Origin of the sequence: Sphingobacterium sp. UBA2610 (genome assembly GCF_002339225.1) — a bacterium.
Classification (GTDB): domain Bacteria; phylum Bacteroidota; class Bacteroidia; order Sphingobacteriales; family Sphingobacteriaceae; genus Sphingobacterium; species Sphingobacterium multivorum.
Window position 1 is genome coordinate 1 of record NZ_DDKA01000031.1, and the last position, 15,097, is coordinate 15,097.

A 15,097-nucleotide genomic window follows, 5' to 3' on the forward strand; every position below is an offset into this window, starting at 1 on the left:
ACCCCCTGTTATTTCCCTGTTAAACGAGCTCTATACCGGTTTTAATATAAGGGTTGATATTAATTTGATCATATATTAGGCTAAACCAAGTAGCGTTGAATAGGTCTGTTCATAGACATGGAAAGATTAAGGACCTTGAATAAGTGCCTGTTCTCGAACCAATAACAATCGTATTTTTTTGATAATATCAGAAATTAGATTATCTTTGCACCTCAAATTTATAAAAAATTAAAAGATGAAATCAATTGCTATTAGCGGTTCTGTAAGACAGAACGTAGGGAAAAGAGATGCAAAAGAATTGCGTTACCAAGGTTTAGTACCAGCAGTACTTTACGGTGGTACAGAGCAAACAGCTCTTTCTGTATCCGCAGCTGATTTGAAACCAGTTCTTTACACTGCAGACGTAATCATTGTTGAATTAAACATTGACGGTCAAACTAAAAGAGCTATCGTTCAAGACGCACAATTCCACCCATTAACTGATTTAGTTACACACGTTGACTTTTTAGAATTATTTGATGATAAAGAAGTATCATTGAATATCCCTATCAAATTAACAGGAACTTCTCCAGGTGTTAAAATGGGGGGTAAATTAGTTCAAAAATTACGTAATTTACGCGTAAAAGCATTACCAGCAAACTTGCCACAAGAAATTGCCGTACCAATGGAATCTTTAGAAGTTGGTAAATCAGTTCGTGTAGGTCAAATTCAATTGGAAAACGCAAAAGTATTGAACAATGCTGATGATACAATCGTATCAGTAATCATGTCTCGTGCATTGCGTCAAGCTGAACAAGAAGCTGCTAAAGCATCTAAAGGTGGTAAAAAATAATCTGAGCAAGATTTTAAAATACTACAGAAAGCACCGAAATTCGGTGCTTTTTTTGTTTATTAAATTTCTATTTTTGCAGCATGAATTATCTTATCGTTGGATTAGGCAACATTGGCAGTGAATATGCCGATACACGACATAATATTGGTTTTATGGTTGCCGACGAGCTGGTTAAACAGGCTGGCGCCAGTTTCTCCTTGCTCAAGTTGGCCTACTATAGCGAATTTAAGCAACGGGGGCACAATGTTACTGTGATTAAACCTACAACTTACATGAACTTAAGTGGCAAGGCCGTCAACTACTACATGCAACAATGCAAAGTTCCAATTCAGAATGTATTGGTGATTGTAGATGATCTGGCCATTCCATTTGGCTCGCTACGCATGAAACCCAAAGGAAGCAGCGCCGGTCATAACGGACTTAAATCCATAGAACAGCTTTGTGGCGGACAGGTTTATCCGCGCTTACGTTTCGGTATTGGCGATAATTACCCAAAAGGTAGACAAGTCGATTATGTACTAGGTCCTTTTGACAAAGAGGAACAAGCTGAACTACCGGCTTTAATTGACCATTCTGTTAAAATGATCCAGAGTTTTATCAATATCGGCATCGAGCTGACGATGACAAATCTGAATACAAAATAAGTCAGAAAAAGCCGAATATATCGGCTTTTTCCTGTGTAACTCTTGTGCTTTTATTGTATCGACCTTGTCTATTTCTTAATCGCTTCACCTTGTTCCTTCCCCAACTCAGTCTTAATTACTTTTCTCACTTTTCCCGATAGACGGTCCTTTACATCAGAAGATATTTCAGGGTGTTCCTTTACATAAGACTTGGTGTTCACAATGATGACGCCATTATCCGCCTGATCACCATATAGTGCAGTAGCATTTTGATCTTTTAAGATCGTAATGTTATCAATTGTATTCGGATCCAAATCTTTGATTTTTTTGTCTGCGGCAATTTCTCCGTCGACAACAAATAGTGGATTGCCCTTAGCTCCATGAACTCTGCGAAATTTAATATTACGGGCAGCGACTTTTCCAGATCCATCATCTGTCAATCGGATGATATTTCCAGGGATTCCCTGCGCTCGGCCCTTGAGCTCGGGTTCGTTCGCATCTTCTTTTTTATAACCCATTACAACAACTTCCGAGAGGTTTCCATTCACCTTCATCTTGTCAACGTTACCTGCATCTTCTTTTTTATCATAAGTAAAAGTAAGGGTCTGATTTGTGATCTTTGGTGAACCATTTTTCTTCAACTTAACAAGAATAACTCCGTTCTTCCCTTTTTCACCATATATTGATGCAGCATTATTTTTAATCACATCAATCGATTGGATTTCCGTCCCCGGAATGGCAGACATAATGGTTGAATTAACTTCCTTTCCTTCCACAATATAAAGCGGTTCACTTCTAGGGTCTGCATTGGCACGAACCTCTATCCCAATAGTATTTCCTTTCAATCTAGTCGCGTCTTTACCAATATGAGCTCCTTCTTTCAATTCCACTTCAAGGATGCCATCTTTCCCAACATCTTCACCATACTTATCAATAGCAGCCTTACCCTGTAATACCGAGACTGACGCTATAGCATTTGGATCGATATCATCTACAGTAAACGTTTTTTCCTGCACAATACCATTCATAACACAGCGCAATTTCTTTTGCGCTATATCCGAATGTTGTTGCATCTCGACAGTATTGGCCAAAACTGCTCCGCCAGCAATATCAATTGAAGACTTCGTCCGATACTTGATCAGATCACTATCATTCGAAAACCAGTACTTTGCCAGTTTTCCTTCAGGAATAGCCAAAAACTCTGCTTTAGAGACCAATTTATTATCCACAAAATACTTTTGATCTTTAGAGAAATCAATAGCGGATCTCTTGATTTCCGTAAAATCTTTTGTCTCCACTTGATGTGCTTTAGCCAAAGTATCCGTTAACGAAGTAGCCTTCATATTTGATTGATCTGTCTGAGATCTTAAATCAACTGTTGGCAACGGAATAGGTAATACAGTTTCATTTGCCTTCTCAACGACCCCCTCAATACTACCCTCCGCTTTACTTACTGTAAATGCTGCTCCCGCCAACAAAAATATGGGTAAAAGAAAGGCGTATTTACTAAGCTCTATTTTCGATGATCGCTTCTTGTTCATCATCATAATACGACGTTTTAAAAGTTTAAAATTAAATTGATTGCTCAATCCTACTGAAGTGCCCTTTTTGGACACATTCAATAGGCTGTATTGGTACGTCTGCTTGTCAATTCCTTTATCGAGGACCTGTTGATCAGTCAGGAACTCCAAATTTTGGCGAATGGCCCTGCGCATGAGCCAGACGAAAGGATTGTACCAACAACACACCAATATCATTTCAAACAATAAAATATCCAAGCTGTGAAGGCCTTTCACATGAATATCCTCATGCTTAAAAATATCTTTTAGCTCAGCATCCAGATGCTGGTCTTTGTTGACATAGATTTTATTCAAAAACGAAAACGGAACAATAGGAATCAGTACATTCCGAAATAGATACGTCCGCCATTGATCGGACCTCGAATTCAGATGAATTCGCAATAAACTCAATAATTGAAATACAAATTTTAAGAACAATAAAACGGCACCGGCCACAAAAACGATTTCCACCAACCTTCCTAACGTCAGCTGCCGTTGAACCTCCGGTTCCATCATATAAAGCGAAATCTGCTCGCCTACCACCCCTATATTCAATCCACGCTGTACAAACAAAGACTTTAAATCCAAAAATGGATACAGAAAAGCAAATAGTCCTCCCACTAAAAAGTAGGCTCTATTTAAAAAATAGAATGTCAAGCCTTTCAACAGTCCAATATATCCCAGATAGATAATACCCAACAACAGATTGACTTGTATAACATAGGTTAGTAGACTTTCCATGCCATTAAGATTTATTATGCTTAATCATGTCCATAATCTCCTTTAACTCATCGGCGGTCAGTTTTTCTTCCTGTACAAAAAAGGAAACCATTTCCTTATAGGAATTTTTGAAATAATCTCCCACAAAGGAATTCATAAACTTAGCTTTATAATCTTCCTCACTCACCATCGGCTCATAGCGTTTGGCATTGGCATAGCGTACTGCCTTCACAAAAGCCTTGCGCTCCAGATTCTTTACTGTCGAAGCCAAAGTCGTATAAGGCATCTTCTCACCTTTTACATTATCCAAGATCTCTTTTATAAAACCTCCATTGAGGCTCCAAATCGATTGCATTGCCTGCTCTTCCTGTGCTGTTAATTTTTCCATATCTTTATCTTCCTTTTTCTAATCTACTACTAATCTACGAATAATTCGTAAATACAAAAAATATTTTTTATTGCCTTTGTGATCTTCACGCAAATAGGGACTTTGTAACCCCTTAAAAAAAAGAAATAGCTCATTTCCTGCGCATTTAAACTCAAATCCGACGAATATAAGTTAGCTGGCAAAAAATTTGTTATACGTTTATTTTAATTCTAAATTCATTCATAAATCGCTTCATCAATGGAAAAAACAGGAGTTTTCGCTGTGTGAAATTGATAGCAATCAGTCGCACCGTTCACTCCAAAAGGAGATGGTTTAAACAAATACAAGAAAGATAAATGGCCAAAAATATCAAAGCGATCAAATGTCCGCATTGTGGTAGTATAAAAATCACCACACTACGCCCCGATTATTACAAATGCGATAGTTGTGGAACAGAATTTTTTCTGGATAGTGATGACATCAATATCAACCACAACTATAACTACCCACGCAACAACCAAGATCAATATAAAGCCATACGGATTGTATTATTTGCTGTTGTGGGCTTTATTGCGCTGATGTTTGTCATTGGAACCTTAAGTGCTCTATTTTCCAAAAAGCCAGCGTCTAATTATTCAACTTACAGCACTTCCAATACAGCAGAGAAAAAAGAAGAAGCCCAACCGCTGGAATGGAATTACGCAAGTAACATGCTATTTTTGGATAAAGATAATACGCCACATATCGTCGTCGTCGGTAATGTCGGAACCTTCAGGGGTCGAATGGACGAAGGCAAGGACAATAAGGTGTATATTGGGCTCTTCGACCCAAAAACTGGTAAGAAAGAATGGGTTAAGACTTTGATGGAAACTCCCGTCGAACTGTCGAGCAGCGACGTCAAACTTCAGGTATTTGAAGATCAGCATCTTTATATCATCGTCAAATCCAAATATATTTATCAGCTGGACAGAAATACACTCACTTATAAAAGTGTCCTAGAGAACTATGTAAAAGTTGCTCCATCTTTAAGCACGGGCATCGCTAAAGTTGAATTTAAATACGAAGACTATGGCTCTGCCTATCAGATTGTCAACAATGAAGGACAAAACCTAGCTTATTACCCCTTAATTAACAAATCTATTCCCGATAAACAACTGTACGATGAAAGAAGGAAAAAGCTGCCCAACCCAACAACAAAAACGGAATTCACCTTTTCAAGTAAATCAAGTTATTACCCAGAAGAAAAAATTCAGTTAATCCAGTACAGCTACCAATATCAATATGGATTTCCCAAAGATAGCCCACGCTTTTCCTGGGATAAGGATTACGGCGGATCAGGTATTTTTACCGACCGCGATCCATACAAAAAGGTCTTGATAAATCCATGGCAATTTAAAGGAGCCCGTCTGATCAGTTTCAAAGACTTTACACCGGGCAGACTTTACTTCCAGCCCGTAGTGGTTGCTCAAAATGACAAAACACTTCTCATTGCGTATAAGCCGACACCTGCTGAGGACGACCCCCTACAGATCCAGTTGCTGGATATAACAACGGGGGCCATACAAAAAACGATCAGCACAGACCTAAAGTCCATTTATGGAAATGGATGCCTGTTAAAGGATGGTTTTATTGTAAAAGACGGGAGCAACTATTATTATTTTGATAATAATGGCAAACAAATCAACAAGTTTGAAGGGTATAACCCCAAATTCGACACACTAAATTAAACACTATGGGACTATTTAATCTTTTTAACAACCAGCTTTCTGAGGTCATTGAGTGGAAAAACCAGGATCCCCGAATATTATGGTATAAATTTCCATCTGAAAGGAATGAGATCAAAAATTCCAGTAAGCTGATCCTTGCTCCAGGGCAGGGCTGCATCCTCGTCTACGAAGGAAAAGGTGAAAACTTGCTGACCGAGGCAGGCACATACAATCTGAAAACGGACAACCATCCATTCTTTACTACTTTAGCACGTTTGCGGCAAAATTTTGAATCAGAACATAAGCTCTACATTTACTTTTTCCGTACAGCCGCTATTGTCAATCAATCTTGGGGAACGGGAACACCTATTAAATATATCGACCCCCATTACAATTTACCGATAGAAATCGGCTTGAATGGTACGTTCTCTTACCTCATCAAGGAACCTGTACATTTCTATAAAAACATTGTGGCGAATCAAAATACGGTTAACACAGCTGTTATTCAAGACATCATCAATAATCGGATCCCCCAACAAATTATCGCGCAGATTGCACAAAAGAAACTGGGTTACAATGAGATTGACAGTCAACTGGGATTACTTTCCAACGACATCAAGACCGCGGTTACACAAGACTTTAATGACCTTGGTCTCGACATTACGGATTTCAAAATCCTAGGAACTCAATTTGATGCCAATACACAACGAAGAATTGGAGAAATCGCCGATTTAAGCACACAAAATCAAGCAGCGCTACAGGCAGGTCTGAGCTATGTTGAATTAGAAAAATTACGGGCACTACGCGACGCAGCTAAAAATGAAGGCGGAATTGCTGGTGTAGGTGCACAACTGGGAGTCGGTATGGAACTCGGAAAGCAATTCGACCTTCAAAAAGAGGAGATCAAAGATCATATTCAGCAAGAGGGTGACTTTGTCGAGAAACTCCAAAAGCTACAGCTGCTGCTTCGTGAGAATATCATTACCCAAGAAGAATTCGACACATTAAAAAAACAGATTCTCAATAAAATCTAGTGTATTACGGGAGATTCAACCTTAAAAGTGATAGCTATCCCATGAGACCTTTTAAAATGTAAATCGGTACGATTCAGCTCAATATACTGAGGTCAATCCATTCACAACCCATAAATTAATTCAGCTATGAAATATATATTCGGCATATTATTCACCCTGGTGATCCTTTTCGTTGCCACCTATTTCCTTTTGGGACTTTGGGGTATTAAGCTATTGGAGGCGGAAAACTTCAGCAAAATATTGTGGACTACAGGAATTTTGACACTAACGTCCATTATTCTGGTTTGTTTTGTCATACTACCTTTTTTCGGATCGGGCAAACAGGGCAACTACGAAGACAAAGGAAAGGTTGCGCAACGAAAAATAGATTGATATTTTTGCAGAATAAGATAATGTTAAATTTGAATAAATTATTTGCTTATTTAAGTAAATAATTCGTGAATATTATCCAAAATGACGCAGTCATGTCATTTTAATTCCAAAAGAACTTTCAATTTTAAATATCAAATAGTTAAATTTGTGAGATTAGCATAACAAATCAGATATAAGATATATATAAACATGTCAGATAAAGCATCTATAAATTTAGACGGCACTTCGTATGACCTTCCGGTCATTGTCGGTACTGAAAATGAAAAAGCAGTTGATATTTCGAAATTAAGAGATCTAAGCGGATTTATTACGTTAGACCCAGGATACAAAAATACAGGTGCAACGAAAAGTGCGATTACTTTCCTTGACGGTGAAAAAGGCATATTGAGATATAGAGGATATCCAATTGAACAATTGGCAGAGAAATCGACTTTCTTGGAAGTTGCTTATTTGTTGATTTATGGAGAACTTCCCAAAAAAGAGGTATTGGAAAAATTCAGAGCTGACATCAAAAAGCAAATGATGATTCACGAAGACATGAAAAACTTCTTCGCTGGATTCCCATCCAAATCTCACCCAATGGGCCAACTTTCGTGTTTAGTAGGCGCATTATCGGCATTTTACCCAGAATCTTTAAATCCTAACTTAACTGACGAAGAAGAGGATCAAACGATCATCAATCTTTTGGCAAAAATGCCAACGATCGTTTCCTGGATTCAAAAGAAATCATTGGGTCATCCTGTCGTTTATCCAAAAAACAACCTTGGTTACATTGACAACTTCCTAAACATGCTGTTTGGAGAAGTGAATGATGAAAAAACATTCGATCCTGTGGTGATTGACGCCATGCACAAATTGTTGATTTTACATGCTGATCATGAGCAAAACTGTTCAACATCTACTGTTCGCATCGTTGGTTCATCCAATGCAAACCTTTATGCATCTGTTGCATCGGGTATCAATGCATTATGGGGACCATTACATGGTGGTGCAAACCAAGCTGTAATCGAGATGTTGGAGGCCATTAAAAATGATGGTGGTGATGCTGAAAAATATCTTGCTAAAGCAAAAGACAAAAACGACCCTTTCCGTCTGATGGGATTCGGTCACCGTGTTTACAAAAACTTCGACCCTCGTGCTAAGATCATCAAAAAAGCATGTGATGACATCTTGGAAAAATTAGGCGTTCAAGATCCGGTATTGGATATCGCTAAAAGACTCGAAGAAGCAGCATTGAATGACCAATACTTCATCGACAGAAAACTTTATCCGAATGTTGACTTCTATTCAGGTATCATCTACCGCGCATTAGGTTTCAAAGCAGATATGTTTACCGTATTATTTGCTTTAGGCCGTCTACCAGGATGGATTGCACAATGGAAAGAAATGCGTGAAAACAAAGAGCCTATCGGTCGTCCTAGACAAGTATACGTTGGCCACACAGAACGCGACTACGTTGAATTTTCAAATCGCTAATCCGATTTCGATTTATATCCTTAAAAAGCATCCCTCGGGGATGCTTTTTTTATTTCTACCCCAACCAACATGGAGAACTTTACAGCTGTCCGAAACCACCCACTCGAACACTATAGGATGCACCGTCGTTACGTTATTGTCACGATAATCTACTTGTTAAGTATATTTTAATTTTTCCTTATCTAAATTCCCTGTTTTTCGTTAAGTTTGCGTATTCATTGGTCTCTTATTAAAAATCATTATAAATAAGACTTGTTAGAAACAATACTACATATCTTGGTTCCCATTGCTATTTTCACTTTTATAGCAGCCTTTACCTTATTTGCAGTATATGCCGAGCGTAAGATCGCGGGATTTGTACAAGATCGTCTAGGACCGATGGAAACAGGAAAGTATGGCAGTCTCCAAACGATTGCCGACATTCTCAAATTATTACAAAAAGAATTAATTACCCCCTCATCGGCCGATAAAATACTCTTTAGAGTTGCTCCTATCGTTATTTTCGTTGCTGTATTTACAGGTTTTGCCGTTATTCCCTGGGCCAAAGATTTTATCCCAGCGGATACACATACAGGCTTGTTCTTTATTATGGCCATCATCTCCATTGATGCTTTGGGCATTTTAATGGCAGGTTGGGGATCTAACAACAAATATTCTTTATTGGGTTCCATGCGTGCCATTGCACAGATGGTATCCTATGAAATACCGGTAGGCCTTTCGCTGATTGCTGTAGTGATGCTAACCCAGACCCTAAATTTGAATGAAATTGCTATTGGACAAGGAATTCTAACTCATGGAAGCATTAAATTCTTTGGTTTTTGGGAAGTCAATGAGATCGGAGGCCTTTTCGCCTGGAACATCTTTCAGGCCCCACATTTGATTATTACCTACATCATATTCTTTATTGCTACCCTTGCCGAGTGTAATCGTGCACCCTTTGATATCCCGGAAGCCGAATCTGAATTAGTTGGTGGTTTCCATACAGAATATGGGGGCATACAATTTGCCTTTATCTTTTTGGCCGAGTATGCCATGATGTTTTTGGTATCGATGTTGGGAGTTGTTCTCTTCTTAGGCGCTTGGAATACACCATTACCAAACATAGGTGCAATACGCTTGGCCGATTGGACCACAGGTTTAGTGTGGGGAATATTTTGGACATTAGCCAAATCATTATTTATTGTTGGTATCCAAATGTGGATTCGATGGACATTACCACGGTTACGTGCAGACCAGCTGATGAGTTTATGTTGGAAAGTATTGACACCGCTGGCTTTTCTTTGTATGGCCATCTCTGCAATTTGGCGAATTTTAGTTATAGCATAGGATATGATATTTAAAACAGCTTCGCATGCATTTCGTACGGCAATCAAGGGTTTATCTTTGACTGTTAAGCACTTGTTTGGTGCCCGACGTTCGCGAACAGAATTGAATATCAAGAAAGACAATTACTTTGATCAACAAGAAGGTATTGTCACCGTACAATACCCGCGTGAAAAAATGCCAATCCCCGAAGTTGCCCGCTATCAATTGCAAGTCGATATCGAGGACTGTATTGTATGTGATCTATGCGCAAAGGCTTGTCCTGTCGACTGCATCGAAATCGAAGCCATCAAATCACCGGAAGCGATTGGAAAAACTTCCGATGGCAGCGTTAAAAGACTATATCCGGCCAAATTCAATATTGATATGGCCAAATGTATGTACTGTGGCCTTTGTACTGTGGTATGTCCGACGGAATGTATTACCATGACCAATGAATATGACCGCAGTTCTCAAAAACTGACCGATCTTATCTATGGTTTTTCAGATATGACCGATAGTGAGGTCGCACAGCGCAAAGCAGAGTGGACCAAGTTTCAAGCTGAAAAGGAGGCAGCAAAGCAAAAATAAAAGATGGAAAGTATTTTATTCTACGCCTTTGCTACCCTAGCAATCGGTTCAGCACTTTTACTGGTCAATCTTAAAAATATCGCGCGTGCATTGTTCCTGTTTTTTATTGTGTTATTTGCTATGGCAGGACTCTACTTATTTGCTTTAGCCGATTTTGTAGCTATCACGCAAATTATGGTGTATGTCGGAGGCGTGCTCATATTGATGTTATTTGCCTTTATGCTCTCCAACAAAGAACTCCTGAAAGACCTTCAGGATAGCAGCGGTTCATTCTTAACCATGCCTAAGTGGCAGACGGTTCCCATCGTACTTGGCTTTCTATTGCTTATGCTATACGGCATTGTTGAATGGCAACAAGCACCATCTGCGTGGATTTTACAAGCTAGGGAAAATAACACCGAGATTGTCGCAACAGATAATAACATTCATCAGATTGGTTTACGTTTTATGACCTTTTACGTTTTACCATTTGAAATTATATCCGTGTTTTTGATGATGGCCTTGATCGGAGCCTCACATCTATCCAGAAAGGAGCGTACAATATGATTACGCTGACGCATTTCTTAGTTGTCAGTGCCTGCATCTTTTGCATTGGTCTTTATACTGTACTTTCCAAGAAAAATGCGATCATGATTCTGGTGGGTATTGAATTGATGATCAATGCCGCCATCCTGAACTTTGTTGCTTTTGGAAAATACGACAAGGTCAGTTATGGTGGGCAAATTTTCGCATTATTTGCCATTGTTCTCGCAGCGGCTGCAGTCGCTGTTGGATTGGCTATTGTATTAAATGTCTATCGGCATTACAAAACCATTAATCCGGATGAGATAAACCAATTAAAAGACAAATAAGCATTGGATCAATTTGTTCACATATCGCCCCTTCTGACCGCACTGTTTACCTTGGCAGCGCCATTTGTGGCATTCCTATATCAAGCAATAGCAGGCAAACGCGATCAGTCGGGCCTAGTTTCTCTCACGGCTATTATCCTCAGTTTTATCGCTGGTGGATTGACCTGGTTCTCTATATGGAATAATCCGGCAGTATCAATGCAAGTAAGCTGGTTCACTATTGGTGAAACAGCATTTAAAGTTGGTATCCTGCTGAACAATTTGAGCACGTTGATGCTTTTTTTGGTACCGACCATTGCCCTACCCGTACATATATACTCCAGGGCCTATATGCATGGCGATTCAGGTATTCACCGCTATTGGATGTATCTCAGCTTATTCTGTTTTGCGATGTTGGGATTGGTTATTATGGACAGCCTCCTATTGATGTATGTTTTTTGGGAATTAGTCGGTTTTGCATCGTATCTCCTCATCGGCTTCTGGTTCACACGTGAAACAGCTGTACAAGCCAATAAAAAAGCATTTTTGGTCAATCGCATCGGCGACCTCGGTTTTCTAATTGGGCTTGCGATCCTATTTACACAGTTCAAAACCCTCAATTTAATCGATCTCTTTGGAGACAATGGCTTAATTTATCAATCCACAATCGCCCAAGGATTATGGATATCTCCAGTCAATAGCTTACCTCAGATTTGGCTTACCATTGCAGGATTAGCCTTTTTCTTGGCAGCGATGGCTAAATCTGCACAATTTCCATTACATGTATGGCTTCCTGACGCCATGGAAGGTCCTACATCCGTATCCTCATTGATTCACGCCGCGACCATGGTTGCTGCAGGTGTATTCCTTTTGGCTACTGTATTTCCATTATTTAATGAATCTGCCTTATTATTTATTGCCATCATCGGTACAATAACCGCTGCTTTGGCCGCATACTTCGCACTTGGCCAATACGACATCAAACGTATTCTTGCTTTTTCGACCATATCGCAGCTTGGTTTTATGATGGTTGGCATTGGCATTGGAACATGGGATGCTGCTTTATTTCATCTGACTACGCATGCCTTCTTTAAGTGCCTGTTGTTTCTTTCTGCAGGAGCTGTCATTCATGAAATGGCCCATCTCAAAGCACATAGCCAATTGGACTTTGATCCGCAGGATTTACGGAATATGGGCGGGCTACGTCAATATTTGCCAAAAACCTTCGTGCTGATGTGTATAGCTTCGCTAGCACTTGCAGGATTCCCTTTGACTTCAGGTTATCTATCCAAAGACAGTATCGTCATCTCTTCCTTTGAATGGGCTCTTTCAAAAGGTAACTTATACCTTATCATACCCGCGATTTTAATTCTAGTAAGTATTTTAACGGCTTTCTACATCGGTCGTCTGCTCTTTAAAGCCTTTTTTGGAGAGTTCAGACTGTTGAAACAGCTTCAGGGCAAACTACTGGATCATCCACTACATGAAGCCCCAAAGACCATGTTGATCCCCATGTTTGTTTTGGGACTATTCTGTCTATTCCCGGTATTCTCATTCAATCCGTTTTCTTATCATGATTCCTGGTTGATGGACGGCCTTTTATTGGATGAATATGCTTTTGCACCAAGCCATAGTGCACACCTTATTATCCCTGCAATACTGCTCCTTGGTTCGGTTATTGGCTGGATCATCGGCTGGAAATGGTATGTACAAAATAAATACCCGTTAAACCCCGCTAGCCAGGCATTAAAAGCCGCTTTCAACCAGGGTTATATCAACGAATTTTACCAAGCAGTCTTTGTGAATGGCATATTAAAATTAGCGCAGTTCTGTTATTGGTTTGATCGTCACATCGTTGACGCTTTCGTTTCTTTGATTCAGTTTATCGTCTTATCCCTCTCACAGCTAAGTGTGTGGATAGATAAATATATTGTAGATGGTTTTGTTAATACGGTTGCTACTGTAGCCTATTGGACAGGCAATCAAGTTCGCTTGGTCCAAAATGGAAAGATACAGACAGCATTGTATTCCGTCTTTTTATTAGTTTTACTTGGTTTAATTTATCTTATATTTTTTTAGGAAATGCCTATTCTATCCTTATTGATATTTTTACCGCTATTGGCTACGGCGCTCATTCTCGCCTTACCAACACGCTATAAATCGAGTTACAAATATATTGCTTTAGCATTCACAGCAATACAATTTGTACTGGCCGGAATATGTTATGCACAATTTGATGCAAGCAAAACAGGAGTCCAAGATCTAGCGGGCTATCAATTTGTTGAACAGCTTTCCTGGATCCGGTTAGATTTAGGATCAATAGGAAAACTAGAAATTGATTATCTTATTGGTATTGACGGGATCTCCATGCCCTTGTTATTGCTGAGTGCATTCGTTATGCTGATGGCTATAGGTGCCTCCTGGAATATTCAGAAAAGTCCGAAGGGATATTTTGCCTTGCTCATGGTACTTAATATGGCCGTTATGGGGATTTTCTGCGCATTGGATTTCTTCCTATTCTATTTGTTTTATGAAGTCATGTTACTGCCACTCTACTTCTTGATCGGTATCTGGGGGGGTGCAAGACGCGAATATGCAGCTATAAAATTCTTTTTATATACCCTATTCGGGTCTGTATTTATGTTGTTGATTATCGTCGGATTGTATTTTTCAGTAATCAACCCCTTGACTGGAGCACATACCTTCAACATGATCTATATGATGAATCCACAGAATTATCTTGAGGGTTCTATTTTCGGCTGGGAAGGTTATCAGGAGATTTTGGGCATTTCCGCTCGTCTGGTCGGTTTCATTGTGCTCTTCTTTGCCTTTGCCATTAAAGTACCCATTGTTCCGCTACATACTTGGCTACCGGATGCGCACGTTGAAGCGCCAACACCAGTATCTATTATTCTTGCCGGTATTCTCCTCAAAATTGGTGGTTACGGTATCATCCGTATCTGTTACAGCATCTTTCCCGATATGGCAGCCTTATCCAATTGGTGGCTTGGGTTAATCGGTGTTGTTTCCATTATTTATGGGGCTTTGAATGCCTTATCACAAAAAGACCTGAAACGAATGATTGCCTATTCATCGGTTTCACATATGGGCTTTGTGCTGCTTGGTGTTGCATCGCTGACTGCAGAAGGTATTTCTGGCGCCATGTTTCAGATGATTTCGCATGGATTCTTATCTGCGGCACTCTTTTTCCTTGTCGGCGTGGTCTATGACCGTGTACACGACAGAAATATCTATAGTTTCCGTGGCCTAGCTCAAATTATGCCCAAATACACAGGTTATGTCGCTGTCGCATTTTTTGCGTCCCTAGGCCTGCCCGGCTTTTCAGCTTTTATTGGCGAAGCCTTTGTCATTATCGGTTCCTTCAATGCCGCGAGTATAGGAACTGGATTACCGCGCTGGATGGCACTAGCGGGATCCATAGGTATCCTATTAAGTGCAGCCTATTTACTTTGGACACTGCAACGCATGTTCTTTGGACAAATTCGCTTAAAAGGCGGAGACTCCTGGAGTAATGCACTTACAGACGTCAATTTACGGGAACAAGTGATCTTATTTCCTACCCTAGCGCTTGCGCTATTACTTGGAATTATGCCGGCATTAGTATTTAACAACCTAAATGCCAGTGTTCTGAATCTCGTGAGTTTTATCCAACAATTTATCTAAT

Annotated in this window: 14 protein-coding genes; 12 read left to right on the forward strand and 2 right to left on the reverse strand. The window is 39.7% G+C overall.

Annotated features, from left to right (window positions below; all coding sequences use genetic code 11):
• The first annotated feature begins 235 nt into the window (after nt 1-235).
• Nucleotides 236-832: a 50S ribosomal protein L25/general stress protein Ctc gene (locus tag B4Z47_RS20560; RefSeq protein WP_046672756.1), complete on the forward strand. Its 597-nt coding sequence runs from the start codon at nt 236-238 to the stop codon at nt 830-832.
• A gap of 80 nt (nt 833-912) precedes the next feature.
• Nucleotides 913-1,476 carry an aminoacyl-tRNA hydrolase gene (gene pth / locus B4Z47_RS20565; RefSeq protein ID WP_070561240.1) on the forward strand — a complete coding sequence of 188 codons (564 nt, stop codon included), beginning with the start codon at nt 913-915 and terminating at the stop codon, nt 1,474-1,476.
• A gap of 68 nt (nt 1,477-1,544) precedes the next feature.
• Here the strand turns inward: pth and B4Z47_RS20570 are convergent, their stop codons facing one another.
• A complete protein-coding gene (locus B4Z47_RS20570; protein ID WP_286727817.1) occupies nt 1,545-3,755 on the reverse strand; it encodes a M56 family metallopeptidase in 2,211 nt (736 codons plus the stop codon).
• 4 nt (nt 3,756-3,759) lie between these two features.
• On the reverse strand, nt 3,760-4,122 hold the full coding sequence (locus tag B4Z47_RS20575) for a BlaI/MecI/CopY family transcriptional regulator (RefSeq protein WP_046672759.1): 363 nt from the start codon (nt 4,120-4,122) through the stop codon (nt 3,760-3,762).
• 335 nt (nt 4,123-4,457) lie between these two features.
• Here B4Z47_RS20575 and B4Z47_RS20580 point away from each other — a divergent pair, with 335 nt between their 5' ends.
• The 10 genes from B4Z47_RS20580 to B4Z47_RS20625 all read left to right on the forward strand — a co-directional run bounded on the left by B4Z47_RS20580 (nt 4,458) and on the right by B4Z47_RS20625 (nt 15,096).
• A complete protein-coding gene (locus B4Z47_RS20580) occupies nt 4,458-5,828 on the forward strand; it encodes a hypothetical protein (RefSeq protein ID WP_286727818.1) in 1,371 nt (456 codons plus the stop codon).
• Nucleotides 5,829-5,833: 5 nt separating this feature from the next.
• Complete coding sequence (locus B4Z47_RS20585) at nt 5,834-6,841, forward strand: SPFH domain-containing protein (RefSeq protein ID WP_112374865.1); 1,008 nt, start codon at nt 5,834-5,836, stop codon at nt 6,839-6,841.
• 126 nt (nt 6,842-6,967) lie between these two features.
• Nucleotides 6,968-7,213, forward strand: coding sequence for a hypothetical protein (locus B4Z47_RS20590; protein ID WP_286727819.1), 246 nt, complete (start codon nt 6,968-6,970; stop codon nt 7,211-7,213).
• A 189-nt stretch (nt 7,214-7,402) separates the two neighbouring features.
• Nucleotides 7,403-8,689 (forward strand): citrate synthase, encoded by a 1,287-nt coding sequence (locus tag B4Z47_RS20595; protein ID WP_046672763.1) that lies wholly within the window; start codon nt 7,403-7,405, stop codon nt 8,687-8,689.
• A 252-nt stretch (nt 8,690-8,941) separates the two neighbouring features.
• Nucleotides 8,942-10,015, forward strand: a complete 1,074-nt coding sequence (gene nuoH, locus B4Z47_RS20600; protein WP_046672764.1) for an NADH-quinone oxidoreductase subunit NuoH — start codon at nt 8,942-8,944, stop codon at nt 10,013-10,015.
• A gap of 3 nt (nt 10,016-10,018) precedes the next feature.
• On the forward strand, nt 10,019-10,582 hold the full coding sequence (locus B4Z47_RS20605; RefSeq protein WP_046672765.1) for a NuoI/complex I 23 kDa subunit family protein: 564 nt from the start codon (nt 10,019-10,021) through the stop codon (nt 10,580-10,582).
• 3 nt (nt 10,583-10,585) lie between these two features.
• A complete protein-coding gene (locus B4Z47_RS20610) occupies nt 10,586-11,128 on the forward strand; it encodes an NADH-quinone oxidoreductase subunit J (RefSeq protein ID WP_070561245.1) in 543 nt (180 codons plus the stop codon).
• On the forward strand, nt 11,125-11,433 hold the full coding sequence (nuoK, locus tag B4Z47_RS20615) for an NADH-quinone oxidoreductase subunit NuoK (protein ID WP_046672767.1): 309 nt from the start codon (nt 11,125-11,127) through the stop codon (nt 11,431-11,433). The genes B4Z47_RS20610 and nuoK overlap by 4 nt, the downstream gene beginning before the upstream one ends.
• A gap of 3 nt (nt 11,434-11,436) precedes the next feature.
• Nucleotides 11,437-13,491: an NADH-quinone oxidoreductase subunit L gene (locus B4Z47_RS20620; protein ID WP_286727820.1), complete on the forward strand. Its 2,055-nt coding sequence runs from the start codon at nt 11,437-11,439 to the stop codon at nt 13,489-13,491.
• Between the two features lie 3 nt (nt 13,492-13,494).
• Nucleotides 13,495-15,096, forward strand: a complete 1,602-nt coding sequence (locus B4Z47_RS20625) for a complex I subunit 4 family protein (protein WP_070561247.1) — start codon at nt 13,495-13,497, stop codon at nt 15,094-15,096.
• Nucleotide 15,097: the final 1 nt, after the last annotated feature.